The 19649-nt window shown below is 73.7% G+C and carries 15 protein-coding genes; 5 read left to right on the top strand and 10 right to left on the bottom strand.

What is annotated here, in order from left to right; all coding sequences use genetic code 11:
* Window positions 1–104 precede the first annotated feature (104 nt).
* From ACZ4D5_RS29520 to ACZ4D5_RS29535, 4 genes are all read left to right on the top strand, one after another.
* Window positions 105–569, top strand: coding sequence for an indole-3-glycerol phosphate synthase (locus ACZ4D5_RS29520; protein WP_467775683.1), 465 nt, complete (start codon window positions 105–107; stop codon window positions 567–569).
* Between the two features lie 119 nt (window positions 570–688).
* Complete coding sequence (gene murC / locus ACZ4D5_RS29525; RefSeq protein WP_467775481.1) at window positions 689–2092, top strand: UDP-N-acetylmuramate--L-alanine ligase; 1404 nt, start codon at window positions 689–691, stop codon at window positions 2090–2092.
* 23 nt (window positions 2093–2115) lie between these two features.
* Window positions 2116–2523: a peptide-methionine (R)-S-oxide reductase MsrB gene (msrB, locus tag ACZ4D5_RS29530; RefSeq protein WP_467775482.1), complete on the top strand. Its 408-nt coding sequence runs from the start codon at window positions 2116–2118 to the stop codon at window positions 2521–2523.
* Between the two features lie 69 nt (window positions 2524–2592).
* Window positions 2593–4485 carry a caspase family protein gene (locus ACZ4D5_RS29535; protein WP_467775483.1) on the top strand — a complete coding sequence of 631 codons (1893 nt, stop codon included), beginning with the start codon at window positions 2593–2595 and terminating at the stop codon, window positions 4483–4485.
* A 25-nt stretch (window positions 4486–4510) separates the two neighbouring features.
* Here the strand turns inward: ACZ4D5_RS29535 and ACZ4D5_RS29540 are convergent, their stop codons facing one another.
* From ACZ4D5_RS29540 to ACZ4D5_RS29585, 10 genes are all read right to left on the bottom strand, one after another.
* On the bottom strand, window positions 4511–7405 hold the full coding sequence (locus tag ACZ4D5_RS29540; RefSeq protein ID WP_467775484.1) for a CHAT domain-containing protein: 2895 nt from the start codon (window positions 7403–7405) through the stop codon (window positions 4511–4513).
* Window positions 7406–7593: 188 nt separating this feature from the next.
* On the bottom strand, window positions 7594–9927 hold the full coding sequence (locus ACZ4D5_RS29545; RefSeq protein ID WP_467775485.1) for a hypothetical protein: 2334 nt from the start codon (window positions 9925–9927) through the stop codon (window positions 7594–7596).
* Between the two features lie 36 nt (window positions 9928–9963).
* The gene (locus tag ACZ4D5_RS29550) at window positions 9964–10911 is read right to left on the bottom strand and encodes a hypothetical protein (RefSeq protein WP_467775486.1); all 948 of its coding nucleotides are present in this window, start codon (window positions 10909–10911) and stop codon (window positions 9964–9966) included.
* Between the two features lie 10 nt (window positions 10912–10921).
* Window positions 10922–11308 (bottom strand): hypothetical protein, encoded by a 387-nt coding sequence (locus tag ACZ4D5_RS29555; RefSeq protein WP_467775487.1) that lies wholly within the window; start codon window positions 11306–11308, stop codon window positions 10922–10924.
* 119 nt (window positions 11309–11427) lie between these two features.
* Entirely contained in the window at window positions 11428–12729 is a 1302-nt protein-coding gene (locus ACZ4D5_RS29560) for a M28 family metallopeptidase (RefSeq protein WP_467775488.1), read from the bottom strand.
* A 177-nt stretch (window positions 12730–12906) separates the two neighbouring features.
* Window positions 12907–13296 (bottom strand): D-ribose pyranase, encoded by a 390-nt coding sequence (gene rbsD, locus ACZ4D5_RS29565; RefSeq protein WP_467775489.1) that lies wholly within the window; start codon window positions 13294–13296, stop codon window positions 12907–12909.
* Window positions 13293–14255, bottom strand: a complete 963-nt coding sequence (locus ACZ4D5_RS29570) for a ribokinase (protein WP_467775490.1) — start codon at window positions 14253–14255, stop codon at window positions 13293–13295. The genes rbsD and ACZ4D5_RS29570 overlap by 4 nt, the downstream gene beginning before the upstream one ends.
* 61 nt (window positions 14256–14316) lie before the next feature.
* Window positions 14317–16263, bottom strand: a complete 1947-nt coding sequence (locus ACZ4D5_RS29575) for an ABC transporter permease/substrate-binding protein (RefSeq protein WP_467775491.1) — start codon at window positions 16261–16263, stop codon at window positions 14317–14319.
* Window positions 16253–17785, bottom strand: coding sequence for a sugar ABC transporter ATP-binding protein (locus ACZ4D5_RS29580; RefSeq protein ID WP_467775492.1), 1533 nt, complete (start codon window positions 17783–17785; stop codon window positions 16253–16255). The genes ACZ4D5_RS29575 and ACZ4D5_RS29580 overlap by 11 nt, the downstream gene beginning before the upstream one ends.
* Window positions 17782–18822 carry a LacI family DNA-binding transcriptional regulator gene (locus tag ACZ4D5_RS29585; protein WP_467775493.1) on the bottom strand — a complete coding sequence of 347 codons (1041 nt, stop codon included), beginning with the start codon at window positions 18820–18822 and terminating at the stop codon, window positions 17782–17784. The genes ACZ4D5_RS29580 and ACZ4D5_RS29585 overlap by 4 nt, the downstream gene beginning before the upstream one ends.
* 267 nt (window positions 18823–19089) lie before the next feature.
* On the opposite strand from ACZ4D5_RS29585, the gene ACZ4D5_RS29590 reads away from it, so the two are divergent.
* Window positions 19090–19548 (top strand): hypothetical protein, encoded by a 459-nt coding sequence (locus ACZ4D5_RS29590; RefSeq protein ID WP_467775494.1) that lies wholly within the window; start codon window positions 19090–19092, stop codon window positions 19546–19548.
* The last annotated feature ends 101 nt before the right edge of the window (window positions 19549–19649 follow it).

The following is a 19649-nucleotide window of genomic DNA, read 5'->3' on the forward strand; positions in this document are numbered from 1 at the left end:
AGATCTCGCAGACCCCGTGCGGGCACGGGGCAGGATGGTTTCCGCAAGGGCCTCAGGACGGCCCACGGATGAGAAGGGCGCCTGGCGTGTTCACAAGCGTATTGATGATCGAGAAGGCCCTGACGTCCGCCGACGTGGAGTTCGTCACCACCTTGCACGGGGACGAGCCCGTCACCTTCCACGTGCTGCTCCAGCCCAGGGGCGACCAGGCGGACCGCCTCCTTCGGGCCATCGACGACGTCGCCCTCGGCGAGCTCGACGAGGCCGCGCGCGAGGGCGAGACCCCCGAGGGGCAGGACGCGAAGGGCCCCGGCGAGCAGGCGCTCCAGGTCTCGCTCACGGCGCTGCGCGCGGCGGGCTGCGCGGCGCAGGGGCGGCTCATCGAGGACCACCCGCTGGACGCCCTCAAGAGCCTGGTCGACGACGTGGACGCCGACGAGGTGATCGTCCTGACCGACCCGCACTACGTGGAGGAGTTCTTCCACCGGGACTGGGCCTCGCGGGCGCGGCACAAGGTGGGCGTGCCCGTCCTGAAGCTGTTCTCGCACAGCGCCGTCGACGAGGCGTAGCCGGAGCGTCCCGGCGGGCCCGGCGGCTCGCCCCCGCGAAGGCAATAGGCTGGGGCTGCCCACGCGTCGCACGGCGCGGGGTACGACACACGTAACGCAACACCAGGGGAGACACACGCATGGCACCCGGCCTGCCCCAGTCCATGGCCGACATGGACCGACCGCACTTCATCGGCATCGGCGGCGCCGGAATGTCGGGCATCGCGAAGATCCTGGCCCAGCGCGGCGCCGAGGTCGCGGGCAGTGACGCCCGTGACTCCGCCACCGCCGAGGCCCTGCGCGCGCTCGGCGCCACCGTCCACATCGGGCACGACGCCGCGCACCTCGCGCCCGACGCGACCTGCGTCGTCGTCTCCTCCGCGATCCGCGCCGACAACCCCGAGCTGGCCCGCGCCACCGAGCTCGGCATCCCCGTCGTGCACCGCTCGGACGCCCTGGCCTCCCTGATGGACGGCCTGCGCCCGATCGCCGTCGCCGGTACGCACGGCAAGACCACGACGACCTCGATGCTCGCCGTCACGCTCTCCACCCTCGGCCTCGACCCGTCGTACGCCATCGGCGGCGACCTGGACGCCCCCGGCACGAACGCGCTGCACGGCAAGGGCGACATCTTCGTCGCCGAGGCCGACGAAAGCGACCGCAGCTTCCACAAGTACACGCCCGAGGTCGCCATCGTCCTCAACGTGGAGCTCGACCACCACGCCAACTACGCGTCGATGGACGAGATCTACGAGTCCTTTGAGGTCTTCGCGGGCAAGGTCGTCCCCGGCGGCACGCTCGTCGTCTCGGCGGACCAGCCCGGCGCGGTCGAGCTGACCCGGCGCGTCCGGGACCTCGGGCACCTCAAGGTCGTCACCTACGGCGAGTCCGAGACCGCCGACCTGCGCATCCACAAGATCACCGCGCGCGGTCTGACCAGCGAGGTCACCGTCCTCCTCGACGGCAAGCTGCTCACCTTCACCGTCTCGGTGCCCGGCCGCCACTACGCGAACAACGCCGTCGCGGCCCTCGCGGCGGGCATCGCGCTCGGCATCCCGTCCCGGAACCTGGCCGGCGCCCTGAAGTCGTACACCGGCGTCAAGCGCCGCCTCCAGCTCAAGGGCGAGGCCGCGGGCGTCCAGGTCATCGACTCCTACGCCCACCACCCGACCGAGATGACGGCCGACCTGGAGGCGATGCGCTCCGCCGCGGGCGACGCGCGCATCCTCGTCCTCTTCCAGCCCCACCTCTTCTCGCGCACCCAGGAGCTCGGCAAGGAGATGGGCGAGGCCCTCGCCCTCGCCGACTCCTCCGTGGTCCTGGACATCTACCCGGCGCGCGAGGACCCGATCCCCGGCATCACCAGCGCCCTGATCATCGACGCCGCGGGCGCGGCGGGCGCCGAGGTGGTGGCCGCGCACGACAAGACGGAGGCCGTGCGGACGATCGCGGGAATGGCGAAGCCCGGCGATCTCGTTCTCACCATGGGAGCGGGCGACGTCACGGACCTCGGCCCGCAGATCCTGGCCGAGCTGTCGAAGTAAGTCGACGTAAGGGGTTCTGAGTCATGTCGTACGACGTGGAGAAGCCGGACGAGGAGTGGCGCGCGCAGCTGACCCCCTCGGAGTACGCGGTCCTGCGCCAGGCGGGCACGGAGCCCGCGTTCGTCGGCGAGTACACCGACACCACGACCAAGGGCGTCTACTCCTGCCGGGCGTGCGGCGCCGAACTCTTCACCTCCGGCGAGAAGTTCGAGTCGCACTGCGGCTGGCCGAGCTTCTTCGACCCGAAGGACACCGACGCGGTCGAGCTGCTCCAGGACACGTCGCACGGCATGGTGCGCACGGAGGTGCGGTGCGCGCGGTGCGGATCGCATCTCGGGCACGTGTTTGAGGGCGAGGGGTATCCGACGCCCACCGATCAGCGGTACTGCATCAACAGCATCTCGCTGCGGTTGACGCCGGACGAGGGCTGACGCCCGTCGGCCGCTTCCCGGCACCGAAGCGGCCTGTCCGTGCCCACGGTGAGCTGGCAGGATCGCCGGATGCGGACCGTGAACGCACTCTTCGTGGGCATCGACGACTACCCGGGCAAGCCGCTCGACGGGTGTGTCAACGACGTGACCGAGGCCGCGGACTGGCTGTGCGGGCAGCGTGGTATCGAGCCCCGTGTCCTGGCCCTGCACGACCAACAGGCCACCCGGCAAAGGGTCGTTGACGCCATCGAGGGGCATCTGGGGCGCAGCGGGCCCGGTGACACCGCCCTGCTGTGGTTCAGCGGGCACGGCAGCGAGCGGGACACCGGTGATCCGCGTGCCGCGACCGGGAGAAGCGAGTCCCTGGTGTGCCACGACAGCCTCCGCGAGGGCGGGCAGCCGCTTCTGCGTGACAGCGAACTCGGCGCGCTCCTCGACCGGATCGCCCGTGGGGGCGCCCATGTCGTCGCCGTCCTCGACTGCTGTCACGCGGGCGGCGCGACCCGCGAGAGCACCGGTCCGGGGGCGCGGACCCGTGGCGTCGCGTGGCAGCCGTGGTGGCGTACGCGGGGGCGCCGGGGGATGCGTACGGCGCCCGTCGGCCGCGCGTGGCGGGGTGCCGGCGGGCCGGGCGCCGAAGCGGGGCGGCACGTGGTGCTCGCCGCGTGCCGGCCGAGCGAGAACGCCTACGAGACGTGGCGTGACGGCCGCAGCAACGGCTGCTTCAGCCGCGCCTTGCTCCAGTCGCTGCGGCGCCTGGACACCACGGCCACCTACGGCGCCCTGCACGCCCTCACCGAGGAGCGGGTGCGCGCGGCACACCGCGACCAGAACCCCCAGCTGCGCGGCCCCGCGAGCAGCCGCTTCCTGCACGGCGACACCCTGCCCGCGTCGCCCTTCCTGCTCCGCCACACGCGCGACGGCTGGGAGGTGAACTGCGGGTCCGCGCACGGACTGCGCGCCGTGGGCGCCGAGTTCACCCTCCCGGAGCCGGACGGCGGCCCCCCGGGCGCGCCGCCGCGGGTGGTCGTGGTGCGCGCGTTGCGACCCGAGTCCGCGCTCGTGGAGCCGGTCGGCTGGTGGCCGGGCCCCGCCGACCGGGACGCGGCGCACGGCGTGACGCCGTCCGCGCTGGCCTTCCCACCGGCCGCGGTCACGCTCTCCGGCCCCGGCGCGGCCGTACGCCTGCTCTCGACGGCCCTCGACGGACAGCCGCTCCTGGCCAGGGGCGGCGACGGGCTGCCGCTGGGCGTGGCGGTGGGCGGCGACGGTCTGGCCCGCGTCTCCGGCGGGGCCGGGCACCCCCTGCCCCCGCTGCCGCTGCGGACGGCCGGCGATGCCGCCGCGGTCGCCGACTGCCTTGCCCACGTGGTGCGTTGGCACCATCTGCGGGACCTCGCCAACCCCGACCGGAGGCTGTCGGAGCGGCTGCGGATCACCGTCGAGCCCCTGGTGGGCGACATCGACGTACACACGGACGGTGGCGGCGAGACCGTCTGCTCGTACACGCGCGACCGTGCCGAACCGCAGGTCCGGGTGCGGATCCACAATGACTGGCACCGGCAACTGTGGTGCGTGCTCCTTGACTTGACCGACAGCTATGCGGTGTCGCCCGCGCTCTACGAGGGCGACTTCGTCGGGCCCGGTCGCGCGGGCCTCGCGCGGCAGGGCGAACCGGTGTGGCTGCGGCTGCCGCCGGGGCGTTCCGTGGTGCGCGGCGCCTTCACCCGGGACGTACTGAAGGTGATCGCCGCGGAGAACGAGCTGAACACCGCGCCGTTCGTGCTGCCTGCCTGGTCGCCCGGGGGTTCGACGGGTGTGCGAGGCGCCGGAGCCGGCCACGGGGGAGGGGAGTTGGTGTGGCTGGCCGGGCGGGCGGCCGGCCGCGACGCGGGTGCGGCGCCGCGGGGCGCCGGCCGCTGGGGCACGGCGTCGGTGACGATCCGCACCGAGGTGCCCTGAGGCCGGTCCTCGGGACTCTTGCCGCTCACCAGCCGAGGTGTGTGAAGCCGGCCCAGCCCGTCAGGTCGTCGCCCTTGATGCGGGGCACCTGGGCCCGCAGGTGCGGCGGCATGCCGTCCGGCGCCCGCCGCCCGTCGTCCAGCATCCACAGCTGGGCGCGGCGCAGGGCCCGGCCCGGCGGCAGGCCCTCGCCGCTCATGAAGTGGTGCGTCATGTACATCAGGAGCGACGTCGCCTCGTCCGGCACCGGCCACATCGAGCCGATCACCGAGCGGGCCCCCGCGACGAGGAAGGCGGTTGCCAGGCTGTACGCCTCGTCGTAGCCGCGCCCCGACACATGCGTGCGGCACGCCGCGAGCAGCACCAGCTCCAGCCGCCGGTGACCCGACATGCCGTCGGTCAGCTCCTCCGCCGCCAACTCGCCTCCGGACAGGGCGAGATACGCGCTGTGCCGCTCGCCCTGGCGCACCACGCCATGGCAGGCGAGGTGCAGCGTCCCGCCGTGCTGGCGCCGCAGCCAGTCCCGTACGGCGGCGGGCGTGGCCGTGCCGGGGCCCAGGAGGCTGCCGCCCGGGTGGAAGGCGCGGTGGATGGCCGCGGCCTCCTCGCCTGCGTGGTGGAGGTCCCGGGTGGGGTTGCCGACGACGAGGGCGTCCGGGGCGCCTGCCGCGTGGCGCCCGCCGGCCGGCGGGCGCGCCGCCACCTCGCACAGCATGCGGGCGGACGGCACGGCCGAGATCTGTGCCTGTTGGCAGGCGTGGCGGCGTGCGCCCCGCCACCGGCCGGGCAGGCGGGCGGCGTGCCAGGGCACCACGCCCAGCTCTCCCATGGGGACGAGTACGAGGGAGGGGGCCGTGCCGTAGCCGCGGGGCAGCTTCTCCAGGAGCGGGCCCATCACCGCTCTGCCCGCCCAGTCGCACAGCCGCTCCAGCGCCCGGCCGCCGTCTGCCGGGGACGGCACGGGGGGCGGGGGAGAGGCCGGATTCTGCGCGGCGGCCGGGGGTCCGCCCGCGTCGCGCCCGGGCCCGCTCCACGTGCGGTACTCCTTCAACGGGGGCGCGTCCAGCGCGAGTTCGGGAAGCCGCAGCGCACTGACGGATCCGTCGGCGGAGACGACGAGCGCCGTGCCGGGAATGTGGTCGCCCGCGGGCACCAGATAGACCAGCGCGGTCGTGCCCATGGCGCGCAGGGCCTGTCCGATGTCCCCGGGCGAGGGGGTGTCGAGGAGCCGCCGCCGCACCGGTGAGGCGCCGAGCGCCTCCAGGGCGCGGCGGCGGAGCCGGCTGGAGGGGCCCGACGCCGCGGCCCGGCCGGTCAGCACGGCCGCGTCGCCCGGTTCGGGCCCCACGGCCCCCGCCGCCCGCCACTCGTCGGCGAGGGCGGCCGCGCCGACGGACTCCAGCATCTCGGGCACCGATGCCGAGACGGTGGCCGCGTGCAGCACGAGGCCGCGTCCGCAGTCCAGGGCGTGTACCGCGTCGTCGAGAAAGCCGTCGGCGATGCACCACCGGGCCACGCTGAGCGCTTGGTCCCCGGCGTGGCGCGCGCTCTGTGCCGCGTGCGCGCTGCCGGACTGGAGCAGGGCGCTCCAGGACGAGGCCCGCGCCGCGTCCAGGCCCACTCGGCGGGCCTCGGCGTAATTGAGTTCCCTGGCACGGGAGTTGCGCTTGTTCTCTTCGCCGCGTGTGCGATAGGCACCGGCCAGGATCATGCCCGTGTTGACCCGCATCGGGTGCTCGGGGCCCTCGGTCAGTCGTCGTGCGTGGGCGAGCCAGGCGATGCCCTGGTCGAGGTGGCGGGCGCGGTCGGCGCGGGGCACTCCCCGACGCTGGGACTGCATGTAGTGCCCGCCGCCGAGCGCGCAGGCGGCGCGCAGCCACCGCTCGTCGTCGGGTTCGAGGAGGTCGAGGGCGTCCTCCAACAGGCCCATGGACAGGACCACTTCCTGGGGGGACTCGGCGGAGACGGCGAGTCCCATGCGGGTGCTCCCGGCCTCCAGGAAGAGGTCGGCCCGAGCGTTGCGCGGCATGCTGGTGATCTGGCGCCGCACCTCGCCCACCGTCGCCGTTCCCGCCAGGGCCGCGGGGTCGCGGTAGGGAAGCGACTTGTAGGGGTCGGGCAGCCCGGCGCGGTGCGCCCGCAGGATCGTCAGATTGCCCCGGTCCGCGTTGAGCTGCGCCTCCATCCGGACGCGGTCCATGTGGTCGGGCGGCAGTCGCGCGAGGACGGCCTCCTGCTCGCGGACGTGCGCGGCGAGGGCCGACTCGTCCTCGCGCCGGGCGGCCTGCATGGCCCGGAACGAAGCGAGCTGGCCGTCGATCGTCAGCCGCTGGTCCGCGGTGAGGACCGGCGAGTCCCGCAGCCGGGCCAGGTCGTCCACGGCCGAGTCGAAGTCGTCGACGCCGCCGTGGAGCTGGGCCAGGTGCGCCCGCAGACAGGCGTGCACCATGTCGAAGGCGTCGCGGAGCGGGCTGTCCTGCGGCAGCGCCTGCCTGGCGTGCTCGATCCGCACCAGGGCCGCCTCCAGCTCGGCGGGGCTCTGCGTCGAGGGGAACTGCGTCACCGCCACCGTGTCGAGGGCGGTGATGTTCGCCTGCCACTGCGCGTCCGAGGGGCCGTGGTCCTTCGCCGCGCGGCGGAGTTCGTCCATTCCGTCGGACGGGATCTGTCCGGCGAACCCCAGCAGCGGCAGGATGTTCAGGATCTGGCCCGCGCGCGTGCCGGAGAGCATCGTGCCCGCGGGCAGCGCACGCCAGTCGGCGTGGAGCACGGCGAAGGCCTCGGCCGCCGTGGCGCAGCCGAGCCGGTCGAGGATCAGCGTCGTGAGCCGCGTCAGGTCGTGGGCGCTCGACAGGCCCTGGGCGGACGTCTGCTTGATCTCCCACAGCAAGGCGTGGAGGTCGTACGGCTTTCCCGGCATCTGCCCTCCCGGTGTTCGTTCTCCCGATGCCTGTTCTGCTGGCATCCGCTTTCCCGGCATCCGCTCTCCCGGCATCCGAGTGCCGGACGGCGTCCTTCCGCGTGCGTACGGCGAGGCCCCTCACTCCCCCGCGTGCACCAGGCTCGACCACGTCCAGGGCCGGTCCCGGTGGCTGTGGCGCAGCGCGCTCACCGTGCGGTGCAGGGCGAGCGCGGCGGGCAGCGGGCGCGCGGCCGGCATCGCGGGCGCCAGGGTGCGGTGGAACAGCGGGTGTGGCGCGTGAACAGGCTCATGGCCAGGCAGGCGCGGGCCTCGGTGTGCTCCGGCGAGCCGGGGGCCAGCTCGGCGACGGAGCGGCGGCAGCCCTTCACCGCTCGCTCCGGCGCGTCGAAGCGGTCGAACGGTGACTCGTCCGCGTATGCCAACGCGGTGTGCGCGCCGAACAGTTCGGGCGTGACCCCGATCTCCTGGAGGAGGGCGGGCATCGTCTCCATCGACTCCCGCATCAGCGGCAGGGCCTCCCGCATCGCCCGCAGCCGCGTCTTCTGGTCGCCCGGGGTGTGCATGGCCTTCAGTACGAGCAGCATGCCGCGCATGTCGCGCAGGAAGCGGTGTTCCCGGCAGCCGGCGGGGATGCGGGGCCTCAACCGGTCGTGGACGTCCAGGAGTTCGTCGAGGGCGCCGGTGTCCACAGGGTGCTCGGGCGGGGCGTCCGACGGGTCGGCCTCGCCGTCCAGGAACGCGGCGAGCGCGGCGGAGCGCTGCTCGTCGGGCAGCCGGGCGATGCGTCTGGCCTCCAGTTCGGTGGCCTTGGCCATGACGTCGGCCGCGCCGGTTCGGTCGCCGTAGCCCAGGATCAGATCGCCGAACCCGGTGAGCTCCGCGTCGCGGCTCCCGTCGGCGCGCGGACCGAAGCCGAGCAGCTTCGTCACGGCGGCCAGCGGGTGGTCGGCACGCTCCCCGGAGAGTGCGGGGCGCAGCATCTCGTCGATGGCCCGCTGGTCCTCCTCCTGCTCGGGCGTCAGGCCGGAGCGGGAGGCGAGCTCGCCCTTGAGCACCGCGGCCCGGAACATCACGGCCTCCACGGTCCGCGTCCGCTCGGCGTCGCCGTCGAAGGCGGCCGCGCTGCGGGTGAGCAGGTCCAAGGCCTCCTGCGGGCGCATCGCCCCCACCAGGATCACCGCCAGGCGCAGCGTCACGCCCGCGTGGTCCGGGTGGTGGGACGGGGTGAGGGTGTGCAGGCGCCGGAGCGGTTCGACGGCCTCCTCGGCGCGGGCGGCGGCCTCGGGGCGGTTCTTCGGCGTGGCGCCGGTCAGTACGGCGTCGGCGAGCCGGTCCAGGCGTACGCGCAGCGTCTCGTGGTCGTCGTCCGGGGTGAGTTCCAGCGAGCGGCGCAGCGCCTGGACGGCCTCCTCGCGCGACGCGGGGTCCAACTCCCAGCCGTCGTCGGCGGACTTGGCGTACGAGGTCAGGGCGTAGCCGAGGTCCGCGTACATCTGCGGGACGTTGTCGTCGATGTCGGTGGCCGTCCGGGTGGCGATGCGGAACATCGCGGCGGCTTCCGGGAACCGGGTGCGGTCCTTGGCGTGCGCGGCGGCGGTGAGCAGGGCGAGGCCGAGTCCGTTGGCGCACCGGGCGTGGTCGGGGTGTGCGCGGGGCGTCGCCGCGAACGCGGCGCGCAGGACGCAGACGGCCTCGGCGGACTGCTCGGGGGAGGGCTCCCGGTCGGGGCCGGGGCCACCGATGAGCAGCGCGTAGCCGAGGTTGCAGCCGGCCACCGCGCGGTCCGGTCCCTCGGCCGCCAGGTGCGGCAGGGCGCCGCGCAGGATGTCGGCCGATGCGCGGGCGGCGGCCGGGTACTCCAGCGTGACGGCGAGTTCCAGGAGGAGCATCCCGAGGTTGGCGAGGGACTCGGCGTGCGCCTGGGCCGCCTGTTCGGGGTCGGTGGGACGCAGGCCCTCGGGGCCGAGGATGTGGTCGAGTCCGGCGCGCAGGGGCGGGGGCAGGACGTCGGGCCGGCCCGGCGGGTGGAAGTAGAAGGGGGCGAGCAGCAGGAGGGCGAGCCGCGCCTCGTGCTCGGTGGCGGGGGCGGTGGGGCGGTCGTCGGCGCGGCACAGGTACAACACGCCCAAGGCGTAAGCCACTTCGGGGTCGACGCCGTGGGCGGGGGTGCGGGCGGCCGCGGTGGCCGCGGTGGAACTGTCCGGGGGGCCGCTTCTCGTGGTGCCGTCCGGGCGGCCGCTCGCGGTGCTCGTGCGGGCGGTCCCGGCGGCGCTTTCGCCGGTGCCGTCCGGGTGGCCGCCCTCGTCGGCGAGACCGGCCTCGTCGACGACCATGACCAGGTGGCGCAGCCGCAGCTCCGCGTCCCGCCCCGCCTCCTCGGTGTGCAGATGGGCGTTGCCCGCGGGCCCGCCCACCGCGTCGACGCGGGCCCGCACCGCCCGCAGCAGCCGCTCGCGTTCGGCCGCCGACCGCCCGCCCGCGGGTTCCCCGCCCGTGTGCAAGGCGTGTGGTTCCGTCATCCTCGAAGCACCCCGTGTTCCGTGCGGGTCCGGTGGTCAGTGGTGCCGCGGCCCCGCTCCCTTGCGGAACCGCTCCGTGAGGGCCGCGCCGAGGCTCGGCCTGATGGGTCTGGTCTCCTCGTCGAACTGCTCGAAGAGCTCCTGGAGATGGACGTCGACCGCCGACTCGACGAGCTCCGCGTACTCTTCGGCCCGTTCGCGCCCGCGCCGCCACGCCACGAGCCCCGCACCGGCCCCGGCCACGGCGGCGGGCCACCAGACCGCGCCGAGCAGGAGATGGAGGGCCGACCAGCCGCCGAGGCGCATCGCCTCGTCGAAGCGCTGCCGCGACTCGGTGAGGGGCGCGCGTGTGGTGTCGGGGAGCAGCAGCCACAACCGGGGCCAGGCGTCGGCGAGTTCGAGGCGGTACTCGCGGCGGACGCGGTCGGCCGGGGCGTTCACGCGGTCGCCGGTCCAGGTCGGGGCGTGCGGCGGGCCGAGGGACAGCTGGTTGCGGTCGGCCTCCAGGGTCCCGAGCCGGGCGCCGAGTTCAGCGGCGTACGCCCGCCCTTCGGGGGTGTCCGCGGCGCTGTCCGCCCGGGCCCGCGCCAGCTCCGTGCGGGCGCTCAGGCAGGCCTCGTCCCGCTCCCGCCAGGCCGCGCGGCGCCGCTCGGTGAGCGCCCGGGCCAGGCGGTTCAGCGGCCGGGGCCAGCGGCCGATCGCCATGCGTTCGTACGGCCCCGCGAGCCCCTCGGCGAGCAGTCCGGCGGCGAAGGAGGCGGCGAGGACCACGAGGAGCAGCACCGCGGTCCGCGTCGAGCCGGATCCCGCAGCGCTCAGCTTGTCCCACTCGGCCCGCAGCAGGGCCAGATCGGACCAGTGGCGCTGGCGCAGGGTCAGCGCGGCGGCGGCGACCGCGGTGAACACGAGGCCGGGCATGACCAGCGTGGTGGCCCAGCGGTCGGCGAGGCGGCGGCCGAAGTCGGTGACGAGTCCGGTGAACACGGGCGGCCGCTCAGGGGCCGGCGACGAAGCGCAGCGTCAGGTCGAAGACGTCGCACACCGGCCGCTCGTCGCCGGCCGCGCGTTGTTCCTGGCGCCCGCAGACGTCCCGCGGGCAGACGTGGTGTCCGGGCAGGGCGTGCGGGGTGCCGTCCGGCACCCGGGGCGGCAGGGACCGGGACACGCTGTCGTCGTCCGGTCCCTCGCCCGCGGCGCGGGTGCCGAGGCCGAGCTGCGCCAGGAACTCCCCGACCGGTTCGCCCGCCCGCGCCGCCCGTACCGCGCTCTCGATCACCCTCCGCCTGGCCGCGCCGACCGGGCCCCGGTGCAGGGCGCGCAGCCGCGGCAACTGTGAACACAGGAGGGCCAGTTGATGGCTCTGATCAGAAGGTGACAGCACGTCGTTCATGGTAGCGACGGGGTTCCGGCCGGGGAGCCGGAGCTGTCGGAATGTCAGCTCCGGCGTGCGGGAAGTCCGGCGTGCGGGAAGTCCGGCGCGCTGGAGGGACGCGCCGTCCGTCAGAACGTCAGCTTCCAGCTGTTGATGTACCCCGTGTCCTGCGCCGCCACATCCTGCACCCGCAGCTTCCAGGCCCCGTTGGCCGCCTCGCTGGACGCGTCGACCGTGTACGTGGCGATGACGTTGTCCGCCGAGTCGTTGCCGCTGGAGTTCTTCAGGCGGTACGCCGTGCCGTCGGGTGCGAGCAGGTCGACGACGAGGTCGCCGCGCCAGGTGTGGCGGATGTCGACGTCCACCTTCAGCGTGGCGGGGGCGTTGCCCGTGCGGCCGGTCACGTTCACCGTCGACGTCACCGCGGCGCCGTTGTCGGGCACGGAGACGTCCGTGGTGTTCTCGTACGTGTCACCGGGCGGGACGGAGGTGTCCGTGCCGAGGGCCCACACCGCGTGCGCGATGGCGTCGCTGTTGCGGTCCAGGGCGGTGTCGTTGATGTTCGACGTGGTGTCGCAGGACGAGTGGTAGCAGCGGTCGAAGGACTGGCCCGCCGTGCCGCCCCACTTCTGGGCCTGCGCGCTGGTCTTGGACCGCTCGGCGCCGCTGAACAGACCGCCGACCGGGATGCCCACGTTCTTGAACGGGGCGTGGTCGGAGCGGCCGTCGCCGTCGGTGTCGATCTCGGTGGGGACGTTCAGACCCGCGTAGTAGTCCTTGAGGGTCTTCTCGATGGTGGGGTCGTCGTCGTAGACGAAGTAGCCGGGGTTCGGCGAGCCGATCATGTCGAAGTTCAGATATCCGCTGACCTTCGAACGCTCGGTGGAGGGAAGGTTGTTGACGTAGTAGCGCGAGCCGACGAGGCCGATCTCCTCGGCGCCCCACCAGGCGAACCGCAGGTGCTTGGTCGGCTTGAGCTGGGCGCGCGAGACGGCGAGCGCGGTCTCCAGGACGCCGGCCGAGCCCGAGCCGTTGTCGTTGATGCCGGGGCCCGACGAGACGCTGTCGAGGTGGGCGCCCGCCATCAGGACCTTGTTCGGGTCGCCGCCCGGCCAGTCCGCGATCAGGTTGTAGCCGGTGGTGCCGCTCGCCGTGAACTGCTGGACGGTGGTGGTGAATCCGGCCGCGTCCAGCTTGCCCTTCACGTAGTCGATGGAGGCCTTGTAGCCGGGCCGTCCGTGGGCGCGGTTGCCGCCGTTGGCCTGGGCGATGGACTGGAGCTGGGAGAGGTGCGCCTTGACGTTGGCGAGGGGGATGTCGGGGGCCGCGAGCGTCGGGGAAGGGGCCGCGGCCGCGGGGGTGGCGGTGGCGAGCAGGCCGCCGATGGCCAGAGCGGCGGCACCGACGGCCGCCCGTCTGAAGAGGTTCATGTGGGGCTCCGTATTCCGAACAGCGTGAGGGACGGAACGTGCGAGGCGCCCTGCGACGCGGGTGTCGCAGGACGCCTTTGGAGCTGTGCGTTGCCTGATATTCAGGGTGGTCCGACCCTCCGTCAAGGGCGGAAACCGGTCACAATGCGGTCTGGGGCGTTCGTATATCGGACATCCTCAGAAGAACACCCCGCACCGCAGCAGCACATTCGCGTAAGGACGGGCCTCGCCCGTGCGCACCACCAGGCGGGCCGCCGCCGAGAGGGCCTTGAGTTCCTCGTGCGGGACCAGGTCGAGCGCGGGCAGGCTCTCCCGCAGCAGGCCCGCCGCCGCCGGGTTCGCCTCCCTCACCTCGTGCGCCGCGGTGCCGCCCTCCACCACCAGCTCGGCGAGAAGGCCGTCGAGGACCTCCGCGAAGGAGGGGACCCCGGCGCGGAAGGCCAGGTCCACCACGCGCGGGCCCGCCGGGACCGGCATCCCCGCGTCGCAGACCAGCACGGTGTCGCCGTGGCCCAACTCGGCCAGGGCGCCCGCGAGATGCCGGTTGAGGATGCCCGACCGCTTCACGAGGGCGTGGCCTGCGAAGCGGCCGGGGCCAGCTCCGACTCCGTCGGGTACGAGTCCTGCGCGCCCTTGCGGGTGACCGCCGCCGCCCCCACCCGCACCGCGTACGCCGCCGCCGTCGCCAGGTCCTCGCCGAGGCCGAGCCGCCAGCCGAGCGCCGCCGTGAAGGCGTCGCCCGCGCCCGTCGTGTCCACCGCGTCCACCTTCGGGCTCGGAACCCGGACCATGTTCTGGTTCTGGTTCTGGTTCTCGTCCTCGTCCCCGTCCCCGTCCTGGTTCCGCGCGGTGAGCGCGCCCTCGGCGCCCAGCGTGATCACCACCGAGCGCGGGCCGAGCGCCAGCAGGCCGCGCGCCCACTCCTCGGGGGTCTCGCCCGCGCCGTCGCCGAGGATCACGCGGGCCTCGTGCTCGTTGACCACCAGCGGGTCGCAGGCGGCGAGGACCTCGGCGGGCAGCGGGGCCGGCGGCGAGGGGTTCAGGACGAGGCGCGTGCCGGGCCGCAGCCCGCGGACCAGCTCGGCGACCGTGTCCAGCGGGATCTCCAGCTGAGTGGAGACCACCCGCGCCGCCGCGAGCAGACTGCCCGCCGAGCGGATGTCCTCGGGCGTCAGACGGGCGTTGGCGCCGGGCGACACCACGATGCTGTTGTCGCCCGAGGGATCGACCGTGATCAGCGCGACGCCGGTGGGCGCGCCGCCCACCAGGACGCCGACCGTGTCCACGCCCGCCGCGCGCTGGGCGTCGAGGAGGAGGGCGCCGTGGGCGTCGTCGCCCACCCGGGCGAGCAGCGCGGTGCGGGCGCCGAGGCGGGCGGCGGCGACCGCCTGGTTGCCGCCCTTGCCGCCCGGGTGGACGGCCAGGTCGGAGCCGAGGACCGTCTCGCCGGGCGCGGGGCGTCGCTCCACGCCGACCACCAGATCGGCGTTGGCGGAGCCCACGACCAGGAGGTCGTACTCGTTCATGTGGTGTTCCCTGCTTTCTTACTTGAGGAGGTGGCGCGCGGGGCGTGCGAGGAGGCGGTCGTCACGAGAAGTCGGCGACGTTCTTCGACGTCACGACCTTCACCGGCACCTTCACCGTCTCCTCGACCTTCTTGCCCTGGGCCGCCCTGACCGCGTTCTCCACCGCGATCCTGCCGAGCTCCTTCGGCTGCTGCGCCACCGACGCGTACAGCGTGCCCGCCTCGACCGCCTTGAGGCCATCCGGGGTCCCGTCGAAGCCGACCACGGGGACGGACTTCCCGGCCTTGTCGCCGAGCGCCTTGACCGCGCCGAGCGCCATCTCGTCGTTCTCGGCGAAGACGCCGTTCACGCCCTTGTGGGACTGGAGGAGGTTCGTCATGACGTCCAGGCCCTTGGTGCGGTCGAAGTCCGCGGGCTGCTTGGCGACCACGTCGATGCCGGGGTACGCCTTGATGCCCTCGGCGAAGCCCTGCCCGCGCTCGCGGCTCGCGGAGGTGCCCGGCGTGCCCTGGAGGACGACGACCTTGCCCTTGCCGCCCAGCTTCTGGGCGAGGGTCTTCGCCGCCAGCCTGCCGCCCGCGACGTTGTCGGAGGCGACGAGCGTGGCGGTCTCCGCCTTGTTCACGCCGCGGTCCGCGGCGATCACCGGGATGTCCGACTTGTTGGCGCCCCGCACCGCGGGGCCCGCCGCGTCGGAGTCCACCGGGTTGACGATGATCGACTTCACGCCCTCGCCGGTGAAGTTCTGCAACTGGTTGGACTGCTGGGACGCGTCGTTCTGGGCGTCGGTCACCGTCAGGTCGATGCCCGCCTTCTCGGCCTCGGCCTGCGCGCCCTCCTTCATCTGGACGAAGAAGGGGTTGTTGAGGGTGGACAGCGACATGCCGACCTTCGTGGTCGTGCCGGACGAGCCCTGGTCGAAGAAGGAGACCGCGCCGACGACGGCCGCCACGACCACGGCGGCGACCGCGTACTTCGCCGCCTGCGGCCCCTTGCCGCGCACACCGCCGGACGCGCCGGACGAGGCCCCCGGAGCCGCACCGGCCCGCCTGCGCAGCGTGTCCAGGAGGACCGCGAGGGCGATGACGACGCCGATCACGACCTGCTGCCAGAACGCGGAGACGGACAGGAGGTTGAGGCCGTTGCGCAGCACCGCGAGGATCAGCGCGCCGACGAGCGTCCCGGACGCCTTGCCGACGCCGCCCGCCAGGCTCGCGCCGCCGATGACGACCGCGGCGATGGCGTCGAGCTCGTACCCCTGCGCGGCCTGCGGCTGCGCGGAGACCAGACGGGAGGCGAGGACGATGCCCGCGACGGCCGCGAAGAGCCCGGAGAGCCCGTAGATGACGAGCTTCTGGCGCTTGACGCGGAGCCCGGAGAGACGGGCCGCCTCCTCGTTGCCGCCGATCGCGTACATGGAGCGGCCGATGAACGTACGGCCGAGGACGACCGCCGTCACCAGGCCCATCGCGACCATCACGATCACCGGGACCGGCAGCCAGCCGCCGACGGTGTCGCCCAGGTGCGAGACGGAGTCGGGGAACGCGATCGGGCTGCCCTGCGAGATCACCAGGGAGAGGCCGCGGGCCACCGACAGCATCGCGAGGGTGGCGATGAACGGGGGCAGCTTCCCGTACGAGACGAGCAGGCCGTTCACGAACCCGCACGCCATGCCGGTCGCGACGGCGAGGACGACCGCGAGCCAGACCGGCAGGCCCTGTGAAGTCGCCGTCCAGGCAAGGACGGTGGCCGAGAGGGCGGCCACCGAGCCGACCGACAGGTCGATGCCCGCCGAGACGATCACGAACGTGACGCCGAACGCGAGGATCGCGGTCACGGCGGCCTGCACGCCGACGTTGAGCAGGTTCTGCGTGGTGAGGAAGTCGCCGGAGAGCAGCGACATCGCCACGACCAGGACTATCAGCGCGCTCAGCGCGCCGTTGTCGAGCAGGACGCGGCGGAGTGCCGATGCGCCGCCCGCGTCGCGCTTCAGGGTTTCAGTGGCCACGGGAGCCCTCCGCCTCTTCTTCGTTCCGTACTGCCGCGGTGGAGACGGCGAGCGCCATCACCGCGTCCTGGGTGGCCTCTTCGGCCGTGAGTTCACCGGCGATCCGGCCCTGCGCCATGACGAGGACGCGGTCGCTCATGCCGAGCACCTCGGGCAGATCACTGGAGATCATCAGCACCGCGTGCCCGGCGGCCGTCAGCTCGTTGATCAGCTGGTAGATCTCGACCTTCGCGCCCACGTCGATGCCGCGTGTCGGCTCGTCGAGGATGAGCACCTTGACGTCGGCGAGCAGCCACTTCCCGATGACGACCTTCTGCTGGTTGCCGCCGGACAGGGTGCGCACGTGCTGGCCGAGCCCGGCCATCCGCACGCCGAGCTGCTCGGCGATCCGCGCGGCCGCCTTCTGCTGCCCCTTGAGGTCCACGAGTCCGGCACGCGTCGCCGAACGCAGCGTCACCAGGCCGAGGTTCTCCTGCACGGAGGCGTCCAGGACGAGGCCCTGGCCCTTGCGGTCCTCGGGCACCAGGCCGATGCCCGCGCCCATCGCCGCGTTCACGTCGTGCCGGGGCAGCCGCTGCCCGCGCACGTCGACGGAGCCCGCGTCGTAGGGATCGGCGCCGAACACGGCGCGCGCCACCTCGGTGCGGCCCGCGCCGACCAGCCCCGCGAGCCCGACGACCTCACCGGCCCGCACCTCGAAGCCGACGTCGTGGAAGACGCCGTCGCGGGTGAGGCCGTCCACGCGCAGCAACGGAGCGCCCGTGTCCGGGCGTTGGCGCGGATACTGCTGCTCGATGCTGCGGCCCACCATGAGGCGTACGAGCTCGTCCTCGTCGGTGGAGGCGGGCACCTGGTCGACGCTGCGGCCGTCGCGCAGGACGGTGACGCGGTCGCCGAGGGCCGCGATCTCCTCCAGGTGGTGGGTGATGAAGACGACGCCGACGCCGTCCTCGCGCAGCCGACGCACGATCCCGAAGAGCTTGTCGACCTCCTCGGAGGTGAGCACGGCGGTCGGCTCGTCCATGATCAGGACGCGGGCCTCCAGGCTCAGCGCCTTGGCGATCTCGACCATCTGGAGCCGGGCGATGCCCAGTTCGCGCACCTTGGCGCGCGGCGAGACCCGGACGCCGACCCGCTTGAGCAGCTCCTCGGCGTCGGCCTCCATCGTCTTCCGGTCGATCATCCCGAAGCGGCGCGGCTGGCGCCCCAGGAAGATGTTCTCGGCGACGGTCAGGTCGGGGACGAGGTTGAACTCCTGGTAAATGGTGGCGATGCCGAGCCGTTCGGCGTCCTGCGCGCCGTGGATGCGCACCTCGTCGCCGTCCACGAGGATGCGCCCGCCGTCCGGACGGTAGGCGCCGGAGAGCATCTTGATGAGGGTGCTCTTGCCCGCGCCGTTCTCGCCGAGCAGGACGTGCACCTCCCCGCGCCGCAGGTCGAAGTCGACGGAGTCCAGCGCGACGACGCCGGGGAACGTCTTGCGTATGCCTTCGACGCGCAGCAACTCGTCCTGGTCGCTCACGGGTTGCTCCTTCGTACGGAGGTGTCCTCGCCGGCGCCCTCACCGCAGGAGCGGCGGACGACGAGGCGGGCGGGCAGGGTCACGGACCGGGGGCTCCTGCCCTCGATCCGGTCGATCAGCGCGTGCACGGCGGCCCTGCCGAGGTCGCCGGTCGGCTGGGCGATCGCGGTGACCGGCGGGTCGGTGTGCACGAACCAGGGGATGTCGTCGAAGGCGGCGAGCCCGATGTCGTGCGGCACGCGCAGGCCGTGCGCGCGGATCGCGTCCAGGGCGCCGAGGGCCATCAGGTTGTCGGCGGCGAAGACGACCTCGGGCGGCTCGGGCAGGGCGAGGAAACGCTCCGTGGCGCGGCGGCCGCTGTCGGCCTGGAAGTCGCCCTGGCCGATGTACTCCTTCGGCAGGGCGGTGCCGTGCTCGCGCAGCGCGTCGCGGAAGGCGTCGACGCGCTCGCTGCCGGTGGTGGTCGCGGCGGGGCCCGCGATGATGGCGAGCCTGCGGTGGCCGACGCGGTGCAGGTGGGCGACGAGGTCCCGCACCGCCGCGCGCCCGTCGGAGCGGACGACGGGGACGTCCACGCCGGGGATCCACCGGTCCACGAAGACCATCGGGGTGCCGGCGCGCGCGGCGTCGAGCATCAGCGGGGAGCCGCCGTCGGTGGGGGAGACGAGCAGTCCGTCGATGCGCCGGTCCAAAAGCGTGCGTACGTGGTGGTCCTGCAGCTCGGGCCGCTCGTCGGCGTTGCCGATGATCACGCTGTAGCCGAGCGCGCGGGCCGCCTCCTCGACGGAGCGGGCGAGCTCCGTGAAGTACGGATTGAGTACGTCGCTGATGACCAGGCCGAGGGTCCGGGTCTGGTCGGTGCGCAGGGAGCGGGCGACGGCGTTGGGCCGGTAGCCGAGCGCCTCCACGGCGGCGAGCACGCGGGCGCGGGACGCGGGGCTGACGGAGGGGTGGCTGTTGAGCACGCGCGACACGGTGGCGACGGACACCCCGGCCTCGGCCGCGACGTCCTTGATGCTCGCGGAGCCCTGCGCCATCGTCGGTCCACCTCCTCGTGGAATCGATTACACGAGGATTGGAAACGATTACACGGAAGGGACGCAAGGGGTGGGAGGGAGGCGAGAGGCGAGTGAGATCTGATCGTGATGTGGTGAGGGGGGTGGCTCAGATGAGCGTGACGGGGGGCGGGCGGAAGCGGACCGGGGCCGGGACGGGGGCGGGCGGAAGCGGTCGGGGCCGGAGCGATGCCGATGCCGAGGCCGGGGCGGGTTTGGCGGTCGCCGCCGCAGGGGGAGGCAGGTGCCGTGAACTGGATGACCCTGCTCGCCACCGTCGTCGGCGCCGCGATCGCCACCGGCACCGCGCTGCTCGTCGAACGCCGGCGCGACCGGCGGGAGAGCGCGCGGGAGTGGCACGCCACCCGGCGGGAGCTGTACACGTCCTATCTCGCGGTGGTCTCCGAGGCCCGCAACGAGCTGCGGTCCCTGGCCCGCGACTGCACGACCGCCCCGGCCGACCTGGCCCGCGCGGCCCGCGAGGCGTGCGCGCCGTGCTACGCGCCCCGCTACCAGATGGAGATCCTCGCGCCGCCCGCCGTCGCGGACCCGGCGGTGCGGTTCTTCCGCGCGGTGCGGGACCTGCGGGACGCGATCGCCGACGGCGTGCGGGCGGGGACCGCGGAGTACGAGGAGCTGGTCGACCGGTTCCACCGGGAGCTGGACGCGGTGCGGGACGCGATGCGGGGTGACCTGGCGGCGGGCTGAGGGCGAGGTGGCGTGCGTGCGGGGGGACGGGTGCGCGCCGGGGTGGGTGCGCAGGGGGAGCCGGGGGCTTACGGCAGGCCCTTGTGCAGGGGGGGGCGGGG

It is taken from the genome of Streptomyces sp. NPDC025651 (assembly GCF_055558735.1).